Raw genomic sequence first — 19963 nt, forward strand, 5'->3', positions numbered from 1 at the left:
ACAGGCGCCAAATGGCACCGAGCTTGAAAAAATATCGACACGAAGAATTTCGGGAGTGATTATTTTGACTACTCAGCCTCAGAACAAGACCCAGGCCACGCCCAGCAGCGCAGCCAGCAACGCGGCGTCACGACAGATTGCCACCAGCCGCGGCACCACAACCGTGGCAGACGGGGTGGTGGCCAAGGTTGCCGGCATCGCCGCCCAGGACATCCCCGGAGTGTACGCACTCGGCGGTGGCGCGGCCCGCGCACTGGGAAGCATCCGCGAAGCCGTTGGCCAGAAGGACCTCACCCAGGGTGTCAGCGTTGAAGTCGGCCAGACCCAAGTGGCCGTCGATGTCACCCTCGTGGTGGAATATCCGCACCCGCTGCAGAAGGTTGCAGACGATGTTCGAGACGCCATTTATGCGGCGGTCGAAGACGTTGTCGGCATGGAAGTGACAGAGGTCAACGTCGCCATCACCGACATTCACATCGCCTCCGATGACGATGAGAAGCCGTCCCAGAACAAGCGCGCCGACGATGACGCCCAGACGGGCCAGCGCGAATCCCGCGTCTCATGAGTGCCACCCTGGCCGGTGCCGCGATAGGTGCCATCCTGGCCATTTCTGCCCTGGTTTTCGGCTTTTGGGCGATGTTGCTGGTGGCCCTGTTCATGGCTGTGGGGGCAGTCATCGGCCGAAGTGTGGATGGCAGGCTCGACCTGCGCGGTGCCTTTGACGCTCTCCGCGGGAAGCGCACCTCGTCATGAGTGCCGGCACGCTGGGGTTTGAACAGGAAGAAAGTCTGCAGAAAAGCCAAAGCAAGCGTGCCGGATACACCAGCATTTCCTCCGGCACCATAGCGCAGCTGGTCGCAGCAATCGCCGCCGAGGCATTCAACGTGCCGCGGCGGAATGTCAGGGCCGGGGTGCACGACGAGCAGGGGCAAGTTAGCGTCTCGCTCGCCGTTCCGTTGGCCATGTCCTTAATGGGCGACGGCGGCACCGTGTTTGAGCGGGCGGCCTCGGCCCGGGCGGTGGTTGCCTCGCGCATCCATGCACTGGCCGGGTCAACCGTCGGTCGGGTTGATGTCCGCTTCACCGGCATTCATGAGGGACAACACGTGAACGCAAGGAGGGTCCAATGAGAAACGCGCACGCGATGGACCCGCGGATGATCAGCAGGATAAGTTTGCGGGAAACACGTTCCAGCCGGGCAGCCTTGTCCATCGTGGTTGCGGCGGTGCTGCTCGTGGCCCTGGCATGGCTGGCTGTGGAACTCATCCTCTCAGCCACAGGAAACAGCGCCTTGCTGATGTCGCCTGTGGAGCTGGCGCGGCACGCAGCATCGCTGGCCACGGCAACTATTCCGGGAGCCCTCGTGGGAGCCGGTATAGCTGTGGCATTGGCCGGCGTGGCCTTGCTGGCGGCAGCGCTCCTGCCAGGCACCAAACCCCGGCACATTGTCGGCAGCGACCGCTCCGCCGTCGTGATTGACAGCGAAGTCTTGGCCGCGGCCGTATCAAGGGCCGCCCGCACGTCGGCCCGGCTGGCACCGGAACAAGTCACAAGCAGTGTGGGGCACAAGCACATCGACGTTGTGGTCCGCCCCAGCTCGGGACTGACAGTGGACACCGATGTCATCCGCGAGGCGGTCGAAAGCGAAGTGTCAGGCTATGGGCTGCGCAGACCCTTGACAGTTGGCATCACCACCAGCACGCAGGGGGTGGTGGGCGCATGAACGGCACACCTCGCGGGTTGAACCGGATGTTGTTGGGAGTGTTAGGCGTAGTCCTGATTGTTGCCGGCAGCGCCGCAGCCTGGGCCGGAACCAACAAGAGCTTCGCCCAGGACTGGACGGCGGCCGGCACTCTGATGTGGGACAGCGTCCAGGAAAATCTGGCGGCCGGACAGATCGGCGAAACCGGCATCAGCTGGTGGACGGTTGCCGTCCTGGCGGGTTTCCTCCTGTTGGCGGTACTGCTGGTGTGCTGGATTGCCTCACAAGGCACCGGACGCAGCAACCAGCTGGCCCGGCAGGACGCCGAAACCGGAAACACCACGGTGGACACGGCCGTGGCTGCCGAGGCAATCAAGTCGGCCCTGGCAGGGAACACGCAGGTGCTCTCTACCTCGGTGCAGTCATGGAAAACCAAGGGTGCAGCCGGCGGCACCGGGTTGAAAATCAGTGTCCAGGCACGCAAAGGTGCCTCACCCGCTGAGGTGGGATCCGCCGTCGAACATCTGGTGGGTGAACTGGACGGACTGCTCGGCACCCAACTTCCCGTGCTGGTCCGTATCAAGGCCGGCACGCGCACTAGATTTGCCCGCACCGAACGCGTGGCATGAACAAAGCACAAACAATCAAGGGAGAGCAACATGGGATTGCACGACAAGATCAGCAACAGCACTGAAAAGGGCCTCGGTTCGGCAAAGGAAGAGGCCGGCAAGTTGCTGGGCGACTCCCAGCTTGAGCAGGAAGGTCGCATGGATCAGGTGTCCGCCGAGGCCAAGCAGGCTGGCGAGAAGATCAAGGATGCAGCTGCCGAGGCTGGCGAGAACATCAAGCATGCCGCCCAGAAGCTCAAGAACGGCTTCACCAAGTAAAAAGCACCACCAAGTAAGCAGACAGATCGCATAAGGAGAACACCATGGGTTTCTTTAGCTTCATCATTCTGGGCCTGATCGTTGGGGCCATCGTCAAGGCTGTCATGCCGGGCAAGGTGCAGGGCGGCTGGATCACCAGCATCATCCTTGGCGTTGTCGGCGCCATGGTCGGCGGCTGGCTGGGATCCATCATCTTCAATGTTGACCTCAGTGGTTTCTTTAACATCAAGACGTGGCTGCTGTCCATTGGTGGCGGACTCGTTGTTGCCGCAGCCTATGGCGCCATCAAAGGCCGCAAGTAACACCCACCCACCCGCCCTCCGGCCGGCAGGCGTCTCCCGTCTGCCGGCCTTTGGTGCGTGGATGTTCGCAAGCAATTGCTTTGGGACACAGCCGGGAATCCAGGAAAGGGCACCAGACGGTGAAACGACTGCAGGATTTGCCACACAAACTCGCTGACGCCCCCGATGCCGTCTTGGCGGAACGGGCCGGCGACGGTGACGCGCAGGCCTTTGAAATGCTTGCCCGCAGGCACGGCCCGCTCATGCGCGCCTATGCCCGCCGGCTGGTACGGACCTTTGAGGAGGCCGACGATGTGGTGCAGGAAGCGCTGATCACTGCGTGGAAGGACATCAGCACCGTGCAGGATGGCACGGCCGTGAAGGCGTGGCTCATGCGGATTGTGGGGCACCGGGCCATCGATGCAGGCCGGCGCCGCAAAACGCATGAGAGCTTGGATGACCAACCGGATGCTCCGGACCGCAAGCCCACGCCGGACGAGGCTGCGGTTGCCAGGTCCGCGCGTCGCGCGTTGCATGGTGCGCTGGGGCGCCTCCCGGAAGAACAGCGAAGATGCTGGGTCCTGAAAGAATTCGGCGGGCTGTCTTATGGGGAAATCGCCGAGGAGCTGGGCATCAGCGAAACCAGTGTGCGCGGCCGGCTGGCCAGGGCACGGACCACGCTTGTTAAGGAAATGGAGGAATGGCGATGAACCCCACGCAGGATTGCGGCAGGCGCATCGAAGACCTCAGCGACTACCTGGACACCGGCGAGTCCCCTGATGCCGCACACATTGAGAACTGTCCCCAGTGCCAGGCCCGCCTTGCCGGGCTGCGCAGCCTCAGCGCTGCCGCACTGGAACTGCTGGACGACGACGTTGCCGCCTTTGCCGACGATTCAGGTTGGCTGGACGGCATTCTGGCCAACCTCCGCCTGGAAACCCGTGCAGGCCGCCCGATTCCGCTCGACGGCGGTGACTTGGACGAACTCACTGAAACGGAAGGAGCCGTCATAGCCTTGGTCCGTTCAGTGGGCGACTCTTTGGGCGGGGTGCTCGTGGGCAGCTGCCGTTTGGAAGGCGACATTTCCGTTGCGGGGGCTCCCGTGGAAGTGAAGATCAACGTCTCCGCCAGGTATGGCTACCCGTTGCCAACGCTGGCTGAGGCATTGCGTTCGGCTGTCTTTGACGAATTACTGGCCCAGACAGAGCTGAACGTGGTTGCCGTGCACGTGGCATTTACCGATATGCGGCCGCCGCTTGGGGATGGTCCCGGCGGGGTGGGGGAGGAACGGCCATGAGCCTTGAAGAAGAGATCCGCCAGCTGGTGCTGGGAATGGGCGGCGTGGCCACTGTCTATGCGGCCGACCCGATGTGGGTGACGGCGGTAAAGCAGTTGGGTGCACTGCTGGGGCCCGGCGGTGATGCTGCTCCCGTGCCGTTTGTTGTGTGCACCGAGGAAGGCGCGGATTTGTTGGACACGGACGACGGCGCGTTCCCGGCCGGCGCTGGGGGGTTCACGCGGCCGGTCATGACCGTTAGGGTCCGGATCGGCACCGACGGTTCACAGCCGGCGCCTGCCTTGGCTCGTGCCGTGGCGGGTGCGGTTCGGGCCCTGGTGTCAGTCCAGCGTCCGGAAGTGGGTGTGAAGGCTGTGGTGGAGGTGTCGGCCATCGGCGTCTGAGCAAGATCCACGGAATCACCCCTCAAGACCCAACGCCGCAGCACCTTCCGGGGTGTTTTGCTCGACGCTCGCTCACATACGGGGCGTATCTGGGCAACGCTCGCTCTCTACCCCTCCCGCCGGGGCGCAAGGGCACCCCGGCCCCACGTTGTTTTTGCGGCGGCGCCTATTTGTGGTCGGGGAACTCGGAGAGTTCCAGCTCCGAGAAGTACTTCACCGGCTCGCGGGTCAGCGGGTCGGTGAAGGAGATGCTGTGGGCCAGGAGTTGCAGCGGCTTCGTGTAGTCGTCCGGTGCCTGTTCGTGCAGGACAGGGTAGAACGGGTCGTTCAGGATGCCAATGCCCTGCGACGCCAGGTGCACGCGCAGCTGGTGGGTCTTGCCGGTGTGCGGCTGGAGGTCATACAGGCCCAAGGTTTGCCCGGACGCAGATGTACGCGTGTCCATCAACTCGATCCGGGTCTCCGCATTCGGCTCTCCCTCGATTTCCTGGGCCAGCAGGTACGTGCGTGACTTGATCATGCGGCTGCGCACCACCAGTGGAAACTCCAGGTCGGAACGGACCGGTGCCACGGCACGGTAGGTCTTTTCAATGCGACGCTTCTCAAACAGCATTTGGTATTTGCCGCGGGTCTCCGGGTTGGCGGAAAACAACAGCACACCCGCCGTCATGCGGTCGAGTCGGTGGATGGGCACCAAATCCGGCAGGTCAAGGAGCACGCGCAGGCGGACAAGGGACGATTCCTGCACATACATGCCGCCGGGCGTGGTGGGCAAAAAGTGCGGCTTGTCCACGACAACAAGATCCTCGTCCTGGTGCAGGATGGACAGCTCCACGGGCAGGCGCTTCTCCACGGGCAGTTCACGGTAGTACCAAATGAACAAATGCTCTCTCAACGGCGTGCTCGGCGTGACGATCTCCCCGCCGAGAGCTTTGACCTCGCCGCGCTCAAATCGGTCCACAATGCCCACGGGGTCGACATGGTTGAACTTGTCCAGCACGTATTCCATGGCGGTGGTCCAGGGGCCCTCAACGGGGATGCGCATGCGGGTGGCATTGACGCCATCGCGCACGGGAAGGGGAGATTTCATCACCATTCAAGGGTACCGAGCGTTCCGCGGGAGCCAGACCAATCACCTTGTTAGGGCGGGGAAACGATCATTGGGGGACCGCCTACAAGAAAGCACCAGCAAACACAACGCCCCAGCCCGTGAACCTTTTTCGGCCCACCCGGCAATACATAGTGTGACCACAGACAGTGGCATCATTCGCAGCTCCGGTGAGAGCCCCCACGCCTTCACCGCGCTCTACGACAAATTCGCCCGCATGATCTACCGCTACGCCGCCCGCCGGGCCGGCGAGTCGGCGGCCGAGGACGTCATGGCCGAGACCTTTCTGGTCGCCTTCGAGCGGCGTGATTCCTTCGACCATGCCTGGGAGGATGCGCGGCCCTGGTTGTTTGGGATTGCCACGAACCTGCTGCGCAAGCACCACCGGACCGAGGCGAAAGTGCTGAAAATCATGGCCAAGGCATCGGGGCGTGAGGGCTATGCCGACAGCACCGAACGGATCGCCGAACAACTCGATGCCGCGGCGGCCACGTCGTCCCTGGCCGGCGCGCTGCGGAAACTGTCGGCGGGGGACAGGGAGTGCATTCTGCTCTACGCCTGGGCCGAGCTCAGCTACGAGGGCATCGCCGCGGCCACCAAGGTCCCCATCGGCACTGTGAGGTCACGACTCAACCGGGCCCGGCGCATCCTCAAAGATGCCGCCGGCGCCCACCTGGACAACACTGAGGAGGCAGATCATGGACGATCTCCAGCTACTGCGTGACATGCGCACGGACACCCCGACCGTCAAGGACGCCGTGATCGACGGCGGCCGGCAGCAACTGCTGCAGCGGATAGATCCGCGGTCCAAGATGAAGGGTCGACGGCGGACCAAGGCTTTGCGGATAACGCTCGGTTCCGTCGCGACCCTGGGTTTGGCAACGGCTCTGGTGGCCACCAATGTTGTTGGGCTCGCCGGCTGGCGCGGAGCTTCCACTGCCGAGGCCGCGGAGGTACTCAACCAGGCCGCCGAGATGGCCATTAGGACTTCAGATCCGGTGGTTGGACCGGGACAGTACTTGAAGATCGACAGCACGAACTTGTGGATGACGAGTTCCAGCGCGCACAATCCTCCTGACGGGGCTGGCGCTCATGGTGAGGTGGATTGGCTGGACACTGAAACGATGTCAATGTATGTGCCTGCCGATCGTGATCAGGAATGGGTGTGGGAAAGGTCCGGGCGCATCCCCACCACCTTTTTTGGCGACGAAGCCAAAGAAGTTGCCTTGAATCAAAAAGAGGAAATGGGGGACACTTCTGCTCTGCTCCGCGGCAAGGGCGGGGCCTTCTATGATTCGGTAAGTTCATTTCCAGGTGAAAAGGAACTGGCGAACTACTCCCGCGATCCTCGGGAATTACTCAATGGGATATACAAAACTACCTTCATCAAGGGACAGTCCATTGATGGTGAAGCCCTGGTCTACATAGCTGACCTGCTAGGAACAGGCATTGTTCCGGCAGATTTGCGGGCGGCATTGTACAAAGCAGCCGCACTCATTCCCGGGGTGACCATCACTGACAACCAAGCCACGTTGGACGGCCAGACCGGAGTGGCGATTGGCCGGGATGAGGGCGTCTCCGACATGCGCCAAGAAATAATTGTTGATCCGGCCACGGGCCAACTGATTGGGGAACGCCGAGTGCTGACCAAGGCCATGGGCTCCATCCCCGCCGGGACAATTGTGGGCTGGACAACCATTCGCACCACGGTGGTCGATTCGGCACCCTAGCCAGCACCGACGCTGTGTGAATGGCAGCGCGTGCGAATAACAAAAGACTTGCTGGTGCGGTTGGCTCAACGAACGGGGCAAACCGCGCCAGCTGCTTGCGTTAAAGCGTTCTCCCATAGGATTGGAGCCACGCAGACGGCATGGAGGCAACAAACGCATGGCAAAGAATGGCGACACGGAGTTGTGGGCACTGGCTCATGCCGAGCGCGCCGCGCTCGCGGAGGACCTGTCCGGACTCGCAACCGAGCAATGGCACCAAGCCACCCTCTGCCGGGAGTGGAACGTTGAGCAGGTGGTGGCGCACCTGACCGCGGCGGCCAGCATTGGCCAGTTACGTTGGATCCGCAGCATGCTTGGCGCCCGGTTCCGCCCCGATGTGCACAATTTCCGGCGCCTGAATGAACAGATGGGTGCCACGCCAGCCGAAACCCTGACGCGGTTCCGGGCCATCATCACCAGTACCACCGCACCGACAGCAGATACTGCGGCCTACCTAGGGGAAGTTGTGGTGCACGCCCAGGACATCCGCCGCCCGTTGGGCCTAGCTGGCGCGCCCAGCATTGATGCGCTTACACCGGTCGCGGAATTCTTCGCAAGCCGCAACTTCGCCGTTTCCAGCAAGTCGAACGCCGCAGGACTCCGGCTCCAGGCAGACGACGGGCGGTTCGCATTCGGCGAGGGTGCGCTTGTCATTGGGCCGACACTGGCATTGGTCATGGCACTGGCCGGACGCGCCGCCTACCTCGAAGATCTACAGGGGCCAGGTGTGCAGGTCCTCCGCTCTCGGCTCGATAAAATCGGAAACTAGCAGCGTTCATGGCCCAACTTGGCAGCGCGGGCACCAATAAATATCCCGGGCGGCGCGGGCGGGAAAGGCTGGATCGGCCAGCTTGGCGTGCCGGATGAGCACCCCGCATCGCTTGCACGGCTTTCCGGCCAGGCCGTAGACCCACGATGCCGCCTCGCCCCGCGCCGGCCCGCCCGTCGTTGAGCGCTGGGGGCGGTCCTTGTTAACCTCGAGCAGCCGTTTCGCCATCCCCACCATCCGCGGCAGGTCCGGCACCTGCGCCACCGCCGCAGCGGGGTGAACACGGCTCAGGAAACACAGCTCGTTCCGGTAAATGTTGCCGATCCCTGCGAGATCGCGCTGATCCAAAAGAGCCAACCCAATCGCCCGATCGGGTTCGGCCAACAGCCTCCGCAGCGCCTCCTCCGCATCCCAGCCCGGCCCCAGCAGATCGGGCCCAAGATGTCCGACGGCGTCTGCCACCAACGCTTCCGGCAGGACTTCCATCGTGCCCAGCGAAAAGCCCACAGCCGTTGCCAGCCTTGTTTGCAGCACCACCCGGGCGGTATAGGCCGGGCGCCGCCACTTTGCTGCCTTGCCGGGCGCCGCCGGGTATATGTCCCAATGCCCGTCCATGGACAGATGTGAATGGATCACCTGCCCGCCCACGAACATGAGCAGGTGTTTGCCGCGCGACTCCACACGGGACACCGCCGATCCGCTCAGATCCAGAGTCGCATGCGCAGGAATCCTGAAATCACTCGACGTCAGAAACTGCCCTTCGAGCACGGCTTGCAGGTCCCGGGCCTGCCGCCAGACGGTGTCGCCCTCAGGCACGCTGCGCCCGCTGCTGCTCAAAGTCGGAGCCTGCAAACATCAACGAATCACTCATGTTAGTCAACTTACCCAAAGCCAACGCAGCAATGGCACCTATTTTCGGGGACGCTATCGCAACAAGTGCGACAGCGTTTGCAGGACATGGCACGTGGTGCAGTGAGTGAGCGTTTGACCACAACGGCCCATATGTGAGCGAGCATCGGGGAAAAACGCCCCATATGTGAGCGAGCGTTTCAGGGGGCGGGTCAGGCACGGATCCGCACCCCTCTGGGCGAGCTGTACGCGCCAGCCGCCAGCAGGGCCGCGGCCAGAGGCGTGCCCAGCACGTCAAGACCGTTGACCTTTTCAATGGCCATCTTGGCGATGGCGCCCCGCCTCACCACCTGGACCAGCGCCGCAGCCGCGAGGGCCACCACTGGCTCATCGTCGCTGAAGCACAACAGCGTGCGGCCGCCGCGCTCCACATACAGGACCAGTGCGCCGTCGACCATCACCACCAGGGCACCCGCCTTGCGCCCGGGCCGATGCCCGGAATCCAGCGGCGGCCAGGCCAGGGCCGCGCCGTAAGGATTGGCGGGGTCCGTGGCGGCGAGGGCCAGGGCCTGCGGCGGACGAGGGTTCAGTGAGGCGTCCTCGCTGAAGGTGCGCAGCCGATCGACCGTGGCCGAGACGGCAAATTGCGCCGCTCCCAGGTGTTCGATGAAATAGCCGCGGCGGCACTTCCCGCTTTCCTCCAGCCGGGCAAGGACCTTGTACATGAGCCCGAAGCCGCCGGGCAGGCCGTGGTTCATGACGGAACCGCGCGTCACCACCCCGTACCTGTCCAGGAACAGCTCGGCAAGGGCATGGCTGCGCAGGGTGGTCTGGGCGCTGTCCGCGGCAGCCTCCGCAACGGGCAGCAGGCTCCATCGGCCCGCACCCATGGGCGGGGCGCCGCGCTGCACGCCGGCGGCGCGTCCCGGCAGGCGGCCGTAGCGGCCGCTCCTGCCGGGGCGGAGGCGCGAGGGAGGGGCCTTCTGCTTGTGCGCCGTGTGCCCGCCGGCCAGCAGGGCGCGGACGGGGGCGAAGGTGTCATTGCTGATGCGTCCGGCCCAGAAAAGTTCCCAGAGGGCAGTGATAAGGTCCGAGTCGGAAGCCACTTGATCCGGCCCGTCCGCGGTCATTTCCCGCAGCTGGTGGAAGAAGTACGCGCCGCCGTTGCCCAAAGCGTCCAAGAGGCGCTGCTGGAATTCCGTAGGATTAAAATCTGCCGCCGTGCTCAGCGTCAGTTCGGCCGAATCAGCCACATGCAGGCTCAGCCAGCCGTCATTGGAACCGATGGAACCGGCGCCGGAAACAAGTACCTCACCGGTTGCGGTCAGCTCGTCGAGCATGGCGGGGGAGTAGTCGGCAACACGGGCGGCCAGCACCAGCGGCTCCCACGCCGACGCCGGAATTGGCACTCCCGCGAGCTGGTCCACCACCGTTAGGACACCATCCAATCCACGCAGCGCAGGGGAGCCGGACGCCGCTGTGACGTGCTGCCAGGCGGGCAGGAACCGGGCAAAGGCCGCCGCATCAACGGGTTCGACCTCCGCCCGCAGCGCTGCCAGCGACCGGCTGCGCAGCTGCCGGAGAACCTGGACGTCGCACCACTCCGAAGCGCCCTCCGTCCGGGCAAAACCGGCCGGTAAAAACTCACCCTCGGTGACGCGCCTGTCCGCTGCCAGCCGGGCCAGCCCTGAATGCACGACGGCGACACCCAGTCCCAGCCGCACGGCAACTTCCGCCGCGGTGAAGGGGCCGTGGGTGCGGGCATAGCGGCCGATCAGGTCGCCAAGTGGGTCCGCCACGGGTTCGATGAACGCCAGCGGAACACCCATGGGAAGCGGAATACCGAGGGCGTCGCGCAGCCGTGCCGCATCCTCAATGGCGGCGAACCGTTCTTCCCCAGCCATGTTCACGCACAGTGCGCGGTTGGCGGCAACCAGCTCGGTGAGGTGGGAGGAGGCCGTGGCGCGGTGGGCTGCTTGCTCGTGGGGCCCGGGCCCGTCACCAGGAGGGTGCGCAGCGGCGGTTTCGACCGTAGTGCCAGACTGATCCGCCGTGGCAGGCGGCAGGCCGGCGTCGTCCGTTTCTTGGTTTGGGGGAGCGGAGGGAAGCAGTCGCGCGGCAACCTCCTCCACCGTGAGTGGGCCGAGGAGGCGCAGCAAATCCGCCACACCTTCCAGGCCGCGGACGCGCCGGTCGCTGTCCTTGCCGTTGCCGGCCAAGCGCTGCAGCTGGGATTCGGTAAGTGCGATGACGTCGGGGTCCAGGAGCTCGCGCAGCTCGGCGCGACCCAGCAGCTCGTCCAGCAGGGCGGGATCCAGGGAAAGGGCTGCCGCGCGGCGCTCGGCGAGCGGGGAGTCGCCCTCGTAGAGGAAGCTGGCCACGTAGCCGAAGAGCAGGGAGCGGGCGAAGGGGGAGGGCTCGTTGGTGGTGGTTTCCACAATGCGCAGCTCGCGGCGCTCGAGGGCGGCGGCAATGTCCTTCAGTGCGGGGAGGTCGTAGACGTCCTGCAGGCATTCGCGCACGGTTTCGAGCACGATGGGGAACTGCGGGTACTTCCGGGCCACATCCAGTAGCTGGGCCGAGCGCTGGCGCTGCTGCCACAGGGGCGAGCGTTTGCCCGGGTTCTGGCGCGGCAGCAGCAGGGCACGGGCGGCGCATTCGCGGAAACGGCTGGCGAACAGGGCCGATCCGCCCACCTCGGCCGTGACGATCCCGTCCAGCTCTTCGGGGTCGAACATGAACAGCTCGGCACCGGGCGGCTCGTCATCCATGAGGGGCACGCGCAGCACAATGCCGTCGTCGGAGGCCATGGCGGAACCGTCCAGGCCGTAGCGTTCGTGCAGCCTGGCCGCGACGGCTAGTGCCCACGGGGCGTGGACCGGCATGCCGAAGGGGCTGTGCAGGACCACGCGCCAGTCGCCGAGCTCGTCGTGAAAGCGTTCCACCATGAGCGTCTTGTCATCGGGGACTTGGGTGGTGGCAGCCTTTTGCTCGTCGAGGTAGCCGAGCAGGTTGTTGGCCGCCCATTCGTCCAGGCCGGTGGCCGTGCAGCGTGCGAGGGCCTTTTTGCGCGGGGCGGCGCTGACCTCCCTGATGAAAGCGCCCAGTGCCCGGCCGAGCTCAACTGGCCGCCCGAGGGAGTCTCCCTTCCAGAAGGGCAGCTTGCCGGGTTGGCCAAACGCGGGGGAGACCAGGACCCGGTCAAAGGTGATGTCCTCGATTTTCCAGCTCGTGGCGCCGAGGGCAAAGACGTCACCGACGCGGGATTCATAGACCATCTCCTCGTCGAGTTCGCCCACACGGCGTCCGCCCTTTGCAGCCTTGCCTGCGTCCGATTCGTCCGAGCCAACGATGAAAACGCCGAACAGGCCGCGGTCCGGGATGGTGCCGCCGGAGGTGACGGCCAACCGCTGGGCTCCGGGGCGCCCCGTGATGGTGCCGGCACTCCTGTCCCAAATGATGCGCGGGCGCAGCTCGGCGAACTCGTCCGAGGGGTAGCGTCCGGCGAGCAGGTCCAGTGTGGCGTCAAAGGCCGAGCGTGGCAGGGCGGTGAAGGGGGCGCTGCGCCGCACCGTCTCAAACCACTCATCCACGCCAATGGATTCCAGTGCGGTGGCTGCGACGGTTTGCTGGGCGAGGATGTCCAGCGGGTTTGCCGGGATCGAGAGCGGTTCGATCGCCCCGGCCAGCATCCGCTCCACGGTGACCGCCGCATGCAATAAATCTGCCCGGTGTTTCGGGAACAGCAGGCCCTCTGATATCTCGCCCACCTGGTGCCCGGCGCGGCCGACGCGCTGCAAGCCGCTGGCCACCGACGGCGGCGACTCCACCTGGATCACCAGGTCCACGGCGCCCATGTCGATGCCCAGTTCCAGACTCGAGGTGGCCACCACCGCACGCAGCCGCCCGGACTTGAGATCGTCCTCGATCAGCGCCCGCTGCTCCTTGGACACCGAGCCGTGGTGCGCCTTGGCGAGGACATTCGGTGCGCCAGCAACGGCCCCGGCCTGCGCCATCATCTCCGCCGGGAGCCTGGTCGGGGACGGCGCGGCCCGCCACGGTTCAGAGGAGGAGAGTGCGCCGTCGGACGTATCTGCAACAGAATTGCCCAGCGCCGCAAGTTCCAGCCGTTCCACGTAAATCTCGTTGAGCCGGCCCGTAAGCCGCTCGGCCAGGCGGCGTGAGTTGGCGAAAATGATGGTGGACTTCTTCGCCAGGACGGCGTCCACAATCTTTTCCTCCACATGCGGCCAGATGGAGGCGTTGGGTGCCAGCCCGGAGGCGGGGCCCAGATCGTGGGCGGCGGCCAGCGCGGGCAGTTCCGTCATGTCGGCGACCGGGACGGTGACGCCCAGGTTCCAGGTCTTGGTGCTGGCCGGGGCCACGATGGTGACGGGAGCCAAGCCGCCGAGGAAGCGGGCCACGGTGGAGTGCGGCTCGACCGTGGCGGAGAGGCCGATGCGCTGGGCCGGGGTGTCCAACAGGGCGTCGAGACGTTCCAAGGAGACGGCGAGGTGGGCGCCGCGCTTGGTGCCGGCAACGGCGTGGACCTCGTCGATGATGATGGTGTGCACGTCGGTGAGGGTCTCGCGCGCCTTCGACGTCAGCATCAAGTACAGGGATTCCGGCGTGGTGATCAGGATGTCCGGCGGGTGGCTGAGCAGGCGGCGGCGTTCATTGGCGGGGGTGTCCCCGGATCGTACGCCGACGCTGACATGCGGGGCGTCGAGTCCCAGGCGGGCGGCGGTTTGGGTGATGCCGATCAGGGGTGCGCGCAGGTTTCGTTCGACGTCAACGCCCAGGGCCTTCAACGGGGAGAGATACAGGACCCGGGTGCCGGACTTCTCCGGGGCGCTTCGTTTCGCGGCGGACGCACGCGCGGTGCCCGTTCCCGAAGCGCCGTCGCCCCAGGAGCCGTCGTCCGAAGCGCCGATGGGCAATTGGCCTGGATCCGGCGTCGTGCTTGAAGCGGCGGAACTCTCCCTGGCGATGAGGCCGTCGAGGGCCCAGAGGAAGGCGGCGAGCGTCTTGCCGGAACCTGTGGGCGCCACCACGAGGGAATGGGCGCCGCCGGCGATCGCGGCCCAGGCGCCCGACTGGGCAGGCGTGGGGGAGCCGAACGCGCCGAGAAACCACTCGCGCGTGGGTGCGGCGAACTGGTTCATGGCCATGTGGGCCGCTGCGGCTGGCGTTGTTCCTTGCACGGCTCCATCATGCCGCATGGGACCGACATTCTGGACCGAACGGCGTGAATTGCGGCGGCGTGGTGCGAAAGACACCGGCTGCAGTACGAAAGTGTCAGAGCTACGCGGTAATCTAACGGTAGGAGCGGCAAAGAGTGCCGATGCCGGTCCGCTGCCTGCGGCGCGCGCCGGAGTCTCCGCATTATTTTGGATTGGTGGGGGCAGTGCAGACACGGCATATAGGGAACAACTGGGTTCCAATGCTTGGCTTCTCGCTGCTGTTTCTGTTCGCAGGTGCCATCACCATGGTGGCCGAACGCGGTCAGGGGGCCGACGCCGGAGTCCTTGCGGTCGGTGCGCTGATCGTTGGCGGGCTGAGTGCGCTCTGGCTGTGGAAGAACCCGTCCTGGTGGGTTGCCCCTCGAAACCACTACCTATACCTGATCGGCGGCAGCGTTCTGGGCGTTGTGCTGTTTTCCCTAATCCCGTTCCTCAATGGCACGGGCCCGTGGCTGGTTTTGGGTGCGGCCATCGTTGGTTACGGCTGGTTTGAGCGGTTCAGGCTGCTCATCACCGCCGGTGCCGCCGTCTTTTTTGCCGGGTTCCTGGCCATGCTCATCCACGCCGACGTGTGGGGCAGCGCGCTGCACCTGGTGACCACGGGCGTGCTGGCATTTACCGCAAACCAGCTTTATGTTCTGCGCAATGGCCGCCGCCGGGAAGCCCAGGACAGCGACCCAGGCTTCATCGGCTCCTTTGAGGAGTTCGACCCGGCCGAGGCCTTAAAGCCCGAGCTTTGGAGTCGTCCCGGTGATCAGCGCAGCGGACGGTGACCTAGCACCGTCCTAAGCCGGACCGGCAACGTTTTGCGGCACGGACGTCCGGGCAGTTAGGGCTGGAACGCGCCGATGCTCAGCAGCTTGATGCCGGCATTGCTGCAGGCTGTCAGGGGGTGCGCGATTTCCAGGTGGTCCTCCGCACCGGGCGGGTATACGAGCACCGCATCCGCCTGTTCGCGCTGGCAATCCTGGTAGTTGTCGGCCTGCGTGTAGCGCAGGACAGCCGAGGCGCTGGCGCCCGGCACCAGCGTAATGGGCCCGTTTGAGGGGGCCTGTGCGTTGCGTTCAGCCGGTGCGCCGATGGGGTTGATGCTGCCAGCCTGGACCAGCGACACCCCGGGGTAGCCGTCCAGAATGCAGGCAGTGGAGGTGCTGTTGCTTAGGACCAGGTTCATGAAGATGCTTCCCGCCGCGCCGCCGCCGTTGCTGTCCAGTGCGCCCGTTAGTGATGCTGCGGTGCACAGCGGTGTTTCCGCCGGTGTGGCGTTTGCCGTGGACGACGGCGTTGCTCCAGCAGTTGCCGACGGTGCACTGGTGCTGGGGCTGGGCGCCGCAGAGGTGGTTGACGGGGTGCTGGGCGTCCCGGTGGAGCCGGGGGCCGGTGAATTCTGCGGGCCACAGGCAGCCAGGGAGGCCGCAATTCCCAGTGTTGCTGCGACCGCAAGAACCTTCGGGAGACGGAACGTGCGGGCGTGGCGGCTCATTCGGGTGTTCATGCCTCCACTTTTCCGCCGATGGCCGCACGAGTCAACCAAGGCTCGCAGCACAACCCCAGCTGCCTGGACATTTCCCTGGCAAATCCGCCCGTCAAGCACCGCCGTCGCTCTTGCACCGCCCGCGAACTCGCAGTTAATGCTCTCCCAGGCGTTCGAGAGCGCGTTAACTGCGAGTTCACGGGTGGTTGGGGCAGGCCCAAAAGCAGTGACGCAATTGTTGCAGTGGAAAGCGCTTGCTAGCGGCATGCTGCTGCAACAACTGCGTCTCAGATCCACGAAAAGGTTAGTTACGCCTTGCGGCCGGTGCGCAGGAATGCCAGGCCGCCCAGGACGAGCCCTGCCAGCCCGGCACCCAGGCCGAGCCAGGCAGCCCAGGAGGTGCCGCCGTCGTTCTTCACATCAGAGGAAGCAGCCTCGTCATGCCCCGCGGCAGTGCCGTGCCCGTCGCCCTCAACAGCGGCCGTCACAGCCAAGGAGGGGGCGGGGGACTTGACGGAATCGTGGCTGGCGCCCTCGGCCGGAATTTCCTTCCAATCCGTCTGGCCGGTCTCGCACGTCTGCAGGGTGGGGAAATACAGGGTGGTTCCGGAGGTGTCGGGCAATTGCAGGGAGAGCGTGAAGGTGTCGCGCTCATGGTCAACCAGCGGGGTCTTGGCCGTGTAGGTGATGGACGCGGTGCGCTCGCTGACCTTGCTGCCGTTGGCCAGCGTGACCGGGGTGTCCAGCTTCTGCACCGACTTGCTGATGGTCCAATTCGGGTTGACGGTGGGGGTGGCGTCGTTGAGCTCGTCCGGCAACGTAATGGTCAGCGCCGTGGTGGACGAGCCGTCGCAGCCGTGGCCAACAGCGAACGTGACCAGCGAGTAGGATCCGGCTGTGGTTTCGGTGGCTGTGGCATCGACATGGGCCGACGCGGCGCCCAGCCCCAGCAACATCAGGGCTGCGGTGGCGCCGACGGCGGCGGTGGACGTGAGGGTGCGGGAAAAACGCATGGGTAAAACCTTTCGAACACAAAATTACAGGGTGGACACCCCGCGAATAGGTCGAAGGGTGTTAGACGAAAATTGCTGCCCGCAGGGGCGGCCCGCGCCGGGTGTTCGGCCGGACATTGCGCCAGGGAAGACTGGGCAAGGGGCGCACAATAATGCCCGGCACTCTGGCCTGGGCCGGCAGAACACGGACGACGGCGGCGCGCCTGTAGAGCGGCCGGAGCCAGTTCGCGAGGGACCAGAGGGCGTTTTCGCCGTAGGCGAGCAGGCCTGTCGCTGCCAGGGTCGACGCGACGTGGGCGGCCAGCATCCAGCCGGACAGGTGGCTGGCGTGGCCCATGGCTTCCACGCCGGGAGCCATAGCGGTGCTGGCCATGGCGGAGGTGGCCTGCGCCAGCATGGCCGACGCATGGGACTCGGCCGGCATGCTGTGGTGGGCCAGCATCTCATTGCCCTGGGCGTTGGCGAGATTGGCGCCCGTCAGATGGGCGCCATGGGAGAGTGCGTCAAATGCCTGGTGCAGGACCAGCTGGCTGCTGGTCAGCAAGGCGGCCATGGCAGGCAGGTTCAAACGGAATCTTGTGGCAATGGTGGAGCAGAGGATGTGAAGTGCCAGCAGTGCCGCCATGATGGGCGGAACAGGCAGGGTGCCTCCGGCCAGAAGGTGTGCCCCTGCTGCCAAGCCCAAGACCGTGGCGCCCACCACCGTGGTTCGGAGCAGCCTGAAAGGAGCGTGCGGCACACTGCTCCCTTCGATTAAGCCAACTCGTACAGCTTATCGAGGAAAGGTCGGTGTCGACACCTGGGAAGTTGCGGTGCGCCCGGACGGCGAATCACCGGTGGTGCTAGTGGCCGGGGCCGGGCGGCTGGCCGGGGGCAGGTGGACGGTGAACGCGGTGTGCCCGGGCCGGCTGTCCACGGAAACGGTGCCGCCGTGGGCTGCCACGATCCCCTGCACAATGCTCAGCCCCAGCCCGGTGCTGCCGGTGGTGCTCGTTCGGGCCTGGTCGGCGCGTGAAAACCTGTCAAAGATGATGTCCTGGAACGCCGGGTCGATGCCGGGGCCGTCATCGCTGACCACCAAGGTGCAGGATCCGTCGGCAGCCCGCGACAGGGCGGCATGGACGGCCGTTCCCGCCGGCGTGTGCTTGGCGGCATTGCCCAGCAGGTTCAGCATCACCTGCCGCAGGGCGGCGTCCTCGCCCAACACCTCCACGGCGTCATCGGGAACCGTGAAGCTCCAGGCATGGTCGGGGGTGGCAACTTGAACGTCGTTCACCGTCTCCATGACCAGGGGGCTGAGGTTCAGCGCCTGCAGCGGGCGTCCGGCCGTCCCGCCCACGGATTGCTGCGCCTCGTCAAGGCGGGCCAGCGTCAACAGATCCTCCACGAGCCGGCTCATCCGCACCGACTGGTCCTGGACCCGGCCCAGCGCGGTTTGTCCGTCGGCGCTCAGCGGCTCCGTCATGGACAGCAACTCGGCATAGCCCCGGATGGCTGTCAAAGGGGTGCGCAGCTCATGACTGGCGTCGGCAACAAAGCGGCGCAGTTTCGTTTCGCTGTGCTGTCTGGCCTGCAGTGCGTGCGAGACATTGTCCAGCATGGCGTTGAAGGCGCTGCCCACATTGCCCACTTCGGTGCCCGGGTGGGCGGCAGTGTCGGGGACTCGGGCACTCAAGGCGACCTCTCCGGCGTCGAGCCTCAGCGTGGATACCTGGGTGGCCGTCTCCGAAAGCTGCGCGAGCGGGCGCAGGTTGCGGCGGATGATGAGCGTCCCGGCCCAGCCCAGCGCCAGCAGCCCGGCGAGTGAGACCAGCACGATCGAGAGGACCAGTGTGGACAGCGTCTGCTGGGTGGCGGTAAGCGGCAGGCCGGTGATGAGGAAGGCGCCAGAGGGCACGGCCTCAGCCTGCAGCCGGTACATGCCGATCGAGAGCTTTTTGCTGCTGAGATCGCCGTTCGGGGAGAGGTTTGAAAGGATGTCGGCATCCGCTGTGGTGAGCTGTTGGCGTGCGCCAGTTGGTGAGAGGATGCCTGCATAATGCACGACGCCGTTGCTCAGGACCGCGCTCAACTGGCCTGCGCTGGTGGCACGGGCATCGAGGGGATCGGGGAGACCGGCTCCGGCTTGGCTGGTGTAGAACGCGGCGGTGCGCACGGAGGCCTGTTGCAGGGAGGAGTCCAGCTGGCTGTTCACCGTCATGCTCAGCGCGGCGTAGCTGACCAGGCCCACCAGGACGCAAATGACGGTGAGCAGGGCGAGCATGACGGAGACGAGGCGGGTGCTCAGGTGCCAGCCGGTGGGACGCAGCAGATGCTGGATTCTGGGATTGGTTATTGGCATGGCTTGATCACGTAGCCGGAGCCTCTGACGGTGTGGATCATGGGTGGGTGGTCGGCGTCGATCTTCTTGCGCAGGTAGGAAATATAGAGTTCCACGATGTTGCTTTGGCCGCCGAAGTCGTAGTTCCAGACGCGGTCCAGGATGCGGGACTTGCTCAACACATGCCGCGGGTTTTCCATGAGAAATTTCAGTAGTTCAAACTCGGTGGTTGTCAGGGGGATCTCGGTACCGGCACGTTGGACGGACTTGGTGTCCTTGTTCAGGGTCAGGTCCCCGACGGTGAGGAGCGCGAACTGCGGGGCCGTGATGCCGGAACGTTGTACAACCCGGTGCAGCCGCAGCAGCACCTCCTTCATGCTGAACGGCTTGGTGACATAGTCGTCGCCGCCGGACTGCAGACCCGTCACCCTGTCAGAGACGGCATCCTTGGCGGTCAGGAACAGGGCGGGGACGTCCGGGTAGATCGTGCGAAGTTTTTGTAGCAGCTCGACACCGTCCATGCCCGGCATCATGACATCCAGGACCAGCACGTCCGGCACGAATTCGCGGGCGATCTTTATCGCGGCAAAGCCGTCGTTGGCGGTTTTGACCTCCCAGCCGGTCATTTCCAGGCCGCGGCGCATGAGGTCGGCCAGCTCGGGTTCATCGTCGACCACGAGGGCGCGGATGGGTTCACCGTCCGCACGGGTCAGCTTGGGCAGGGGCGCCGATTTTTGTGCGGGTGCTGACTCGGGTGTGACGGATGCTGACGCCTGTGTTGTGGCTTCGGATGCAGAACTGGACATGTTCCCATTCTCCGGCATCCGCCGCCGCGGAGGCTGGGTGGTTGCTGGGAGTTTTCTGTGTC

General features: G+C 65.1%; 22 protein-coding genes. 14 read left to right on the forward strand and 8 right to left on the reverse strand.

Annotation, left to right across the window (positions count from 1 at the left end):
• The first annotated feature begins 136 nt into the window (after nt 1–136).
• From art_RS15270 to art_RS15315, 10 genes are all read left to right on the forward strand, one after another.
• On the forward strand, nt 137–565 hold the full coding sequence (locus art_RS15270; RefSeq protein WP_253901605.1) for an Asp23/Gls24 family envelope stress response protein: 429 nt from the start codon (nt 137–139) through the stop codon (nt 563–565).
• Nucleotides 562–753, forward strand: a complete 192-nt coding sequence (locus tag art_RS15275; RefSeq protein ID WP_038466171.1) for a DUF2273 domain-containing protein — start codon at nt 562–564, stop codon at nt 751–753. The genes art_RS15270 and art_RS15275 overlap by 4 nt, the downstream gene beginning before the upstream one ends.
• Nucleotides 750–1130, forward strand: a complete 381-nt coding sequence (locus tag art_RS15280; protein ID WP_038466173.1) for a hypothetical protein — start codon at nt 750–752, stop codon at nt 1128–1130. Before art_RS15275 ends, art_RS15280 begins: the two co-directional genes overlap by 4 nt.
• Nucleotides 1127–1723: a hypothetical protein gene (locus art_RS15285; protein WP_038466176.1), complete on the forward strand. Its 597-nt coding sequence runs from the start codon at nt 1127–1129 to the stop codon at nt 1721–1723. Before art_RS15280 ends, art_RS15285 begins: the two co-directional genes overlap by 4 nt.
• Nucleotides 1720–2331, forward strand: a complete 612-nt coding sequence (locus tag art_RS15290) for a hypothetical protein (RefSeq protein ID WP_038466179.1) — start codon at nt 1720–1722, stop codon at nt 2329–2331. Before art_RS15285 ends, art_RS15290 begins: the two co-directional genes overlap by 4 nt.
• A gap of 30 nt (nt 2332–2361) precedes the next feature.
• Nucleotides 2362–2589, forward strand: coding sequence for a CsbD family protein (locus tag art_RS15295; protein WP_038466181.1), 228 nt, complete (start codon nt 2362–2364; stop codon nt 2587–2589).
• 44 nt (nt 2590–2633) lie between these two features.
• A complete protein-coding gene (locus art_RS15300; protein WP_038466183.1) occupies nt 2634–2891 on the forward strand; it encodes a GlsB/YeaQ/YmgE family stress response membrane protein in 258 nt (85 codons plus the stop codon).
• A 119-nt stretch (nt 2892–3010) separates the two neighbouring features.
• Nucleotides 3011–3580 carry an RNA polymerase sigma factor gene (locus art_RS15305; protein WP_253901373.1) on the forward strand — a complete coding sequence of 190 codons (570 nt, stop codon included), beginning with the start codon at nt 3011–3013 and terminating at the stop codon, nt 3578–3580.
• The gene (locus art_RS15310) at nt 3571–4167 is read left to right on the forward strand and encodes an Asp23/Gls24 family envelope stress response protein (RefSeq protein ID WP_052136621.1); all 597 of its coding nucleotides are present in this window, start codon (nt 3571–3573) and stop codon (nt 4165–4167) included. Before art_RS15305 ends, art_RS15310 begins: the two co-directional genes overlap by 10 nt.
• Nucleotides 4164–4550 carry a hypothetical protein gene (locus tag art_RS15315; protein WP_038466186.1) on the forward strand — a complete coding sequence of 129 codons (387 nt, stop codon included), beginning with the start codon at nt 4164–4166 and terminating at the stop codon, nt 4548–4550. Before art_RS15310 ends, art_RS15315 begins: the two co-directional genes overlap by 4 nt.
• 166 nt (nt 4551–4716) lie before the next feature.
• Here the strand turns inward: art_RS15315 and art_RS15320 are convergent, their stop codons facing one another.
• On the reverse strand, nt 4717–5640 hold the full coding sequence (locus tag art_RS15320; protein ID WP_038466188.1) for a pseudouridine synthase: 924 nt from the start codon (nt 5638–5640) through the stop codon (nt 4717–4719).
• A 154-nt stretch (nt 5641–5794) separates the two neighbouring features.
• On the opposite strand from art_RS15320, the gene art_RS15325 reads away from it, so the two are divergent.
• The 3 genes from art_RS15325 (at nt 5795) to art_RS15335 (ending at nt 8196) form a co-directional block, all read left to right on the forward strand.
• Nucleotides 5795–6382 (forward strand): RNA polymerase sigma factor, encoded by a 588-nt coding sequence (locus art_RS15325; RefSeq protein ID WP_052136622.1) that lies wholly within the window; start codon nt 5795–5797, stop codon nt 6380–6382.
• Nucleotides 6357–7388, forward strand: coding sequence for a CU044_5270 family protein (locus art_RS15330; protein WP_038466190.1), 1032 nt, complete (start codon nt 6357–6359; stop codon nt 7386–7388). Before art_RS15325 ends, art_RS15330 begins: the two co-directional genes overlap by 26 nt.
• Nucleotides 7389–7545: 157 nt before the next feature.
• Nucleotides 7546–8196 carry a maleylpyruvate isomerase family mycothiol-dependent enzyme gene (locus art_RS15335; RefSeq protein ID WP_038466193.1) on the forward strand — a complete coding sequence of 217 codons (651 nt, stop codon included), beginning with the start codon at nt 7546–7548 and terminating at the stop codon, nt 8194–8196.
• 6 nt (nt 8197–8202) lie between these two features.
• Here art_RS15335 and art_RS15340 read toward each other — a convergent pair whose 3' ends face one another.
• Nucleotides 8203–9012: a DNA-formamidopyrimidine glycosylase family protein gene (locus art_RS15340; protein WP_038470486.1), complete on the reverse strand. Its 810-nt coding sequence runs from the start codon at nt 9010–9012 to the stop codon at nt 8203–8205.
• 245 nt (nt 9013–9257) lie between these two features.
• Entirely contained in the window at nt 9258–14216 is a 4959-nt protein-coding gene (locus art_RS15345; RefSeq protein ID WP_038466195.1) for a DEAD/DEAH box helicase, read from the reverse strand.
• A 272-nt stretch (nt 14217–14488) separates the two neighbouring features.
• Between art_RS15345 and art_RS15350 the strand changes: the two genes are divergently transcribed.
• The gene (locus art_RS15350; RefSeq protein WP_038466198.1) at nt 14489–15061 is read left to right on the forward strand and encodes a hypothetical protein; all 573 of its coding nucleotides are present in this window, start codon (nt 14489–14491) and stop codon (nt 15059–15061) included.
• A gap of 56 nt (nt 15062–15117) precedes the next feature.
• Here art_RS15350 and art_RS15355 read toward each other — a convergent pair whose 3' ends face one another.
• The 5 genes from art_RS15355 to art_RS15375 all read right to left on the reverse strand — a co-directional run bounded on the left by art_RS15355 (nt 15118) and on the right by art_RS15375 (nt 19901).
• The gene (locus art_RS15355; protein ID WP_253901374.1) at nt 15118–15783 is read right to left on the reverse strand and encodes a DUF4232 domain-containing protein; all 666 of its coding nucleotides are present in this window, start codon (nt 15781–15783) and stop codon (nt 15118–15120) included.
• Between the two features lie 287 nt (nt 15784–16070).
• Complete coding sequence (locus art_RS15360; RefSeq protein WP_038466203.1) at nt 16071–16775, reverse strand: YcnI family protein; 705 nt, start codon at nt 16773–16775, stop codon at nt 16071–16073.
• 61 nt (nt 16776–16836) lie between these two features.
• Nucleotides 16837–17514: a hypothetical protein gene (locus art_RS15365; RefSeq protein WP_052136624.1), complete on the reverse strand. Its 678-nt coding sequence runs from the start codon at nt 17512–17514 to the stop codon at nt 16837–16839.
• A gap of 33 nt (nt 17515–17547) precedes the next feature.
• Nucleotides 17548–19116, reverse strand: coding sequence for a cell wall metabolism sensor histidine kinase WalK (locus tag art_RS15370; protein WP_082000333.1), 1569 nt, complete (start codon nt 19114–19116; stop codon nt 17548–17550).
• Nucleotides 19107–19901, reverse strand: a complete 795-nt coding sequence (locus tag art_RS15375) for a response regulator transcription factor (RefSeq protein WP_082000334.1) — start codon at nt 19899–19901, stop codon at nt 19107–19109. Before art_RS15375 ends, art_RS15370 begins: the two co-directional genes overlap by 10 nt.
• Nucleotides 19902–19963 lie beyond the last annotated feature (62 nt).

Origin of the sequence: Arthrobacter sp. PAMC 25486, from assembly GCF_000785535.1 — a bacterium.
Taxonomy (GTDB): Bacteria; Actinomycetota; Actinomycetes; order Actinomycetales; family Micrococcaceae; genus Specibacter.

What these genes read in the sequence shown, in the direction of transcription:
- art_RS15275 (WP_038466171.1), top strand. Translation starts at nt 562, where the DNA reads ATGAGTGCCACCCTGGCCGGTGCCGCGATAGGTGCCATCCTGGCCATT.
- art_RS15280 (WP_038466173.1), top strand. Translation starts at nt 750, where the DNA reads ATGAGTGCCGGCACGCTGGGGTTTGAACAGGAAGAAAGTCTGCAGAAA.
- art_RS15285 (WP_038466176.1), top strand. Translation starts at nt 1,127, where the DNA reads ATGAGAAACGCGCACGCGATGGACCCGCGGATGATCAGCAGGATAAGT.
- art_RS15290 (WP_038466179.1), top strand. Translation starts at nt 1,720, where the DNA reads ATGAACGGCACACCTCGCGGGTTGAACCGGATGTTGTTGGGAGTGTTA.
- art_RS15295 (WP_038466181.1), top strand. Translation starts at nt 2,362, where the DNA reads ATGGGATTGCACGACAAGATCAGCAACAGCACTGAAAAGGGCCTCGGT.
- art_RS15300 (WP_038466183.1), top strand. Translation starts at nt 2,634, where the DNA reads ATGGGTTTCTTTAGCTTCATCATTCTGGGCCTGATCGTTGGGGCCATC.
- art_RS15310 (WP_052136621.1), top strand. Translation starts at nt 3,571, where the DNA reads ATGGCGATGAACCCCACGCAGGATTGCGGCAGGCGCATCGAAGACCTC.
- art_RS15315 (WP_038466186.1), top strand. Translation starts at nt 4,164, where the DNA reads ATGAGCCTTGAAGAAGAGATCCGCCAGCTGGTGCTGGGAATGGGCGGC.
- art_RS15320 (WP_038466188.1), bottom strand. Translation starts at nt 5,640, where the DNA reads ATGAAATCTCCCCTTCCCGTGCGCGATGGCGTCAATGCCACCCGCATG.
- art_RS15330 (WP_038466190.1), top strand. Translation starts at nt 6,357, where the DNA reads ATGGACGATCTCCAGCTACTGCGTGACATGCGCACGGACACCCCGACC.
- art_RS15335 (WP_038466193.1), top strand. Translation starts at nt 7,546, where the DNA reads ATGGCAAAGAATGGCGACACGGAGTTGTGGGCACTGGCTCATGCCGAG.
- art_RS15345 (WP_038466195.1), bottom strand. Translation starts at nt 14,216, where the DNA reads ATGGCCATGAACCAGTTCGCCGCACCCACGCGCGAGTGGTTTCTCGGC.
- art_RS15350 (WP_038466198.1), top strand. Translation starts at nt 14,489, where the DNA reads ATGCTTGGCTTCTCGCTGCTGTTTCTGTTCGCAGGTGCCATCACCATG.
- art_RS15355 (WP_253901374.1), bottom strand. Translation starts at nt 15,783, where the DNA reads ATGAACACCCGAATGAGCCGCCACGCCCGCACGTTCCGTCTCCCGAAG.
- art_RS15360 (WP_038466203.1), bottom strand. Translation starts at nt 16,775, where the DNA reads ATGCGTTTTTCCCGCACCCTCACGTCCACCGCCGCCGTCGGCGCCACC.
- art_RS15370 (WP_082000333.1), bottom strand. Translation starts at nt 19,116, where the DNA reads ATGCCAATAACCAATCCCAGAATCCAGCATCTGCTGCGTCCCACCGGC.
- art_RS15375 (WP_082000334.1), bottom strand. Translation starts at nt 19,901, where the DNA reads ATGTCCAGTTCTGCATCCGAAGCCACAACACAGGCGTCAGCATCCGTC.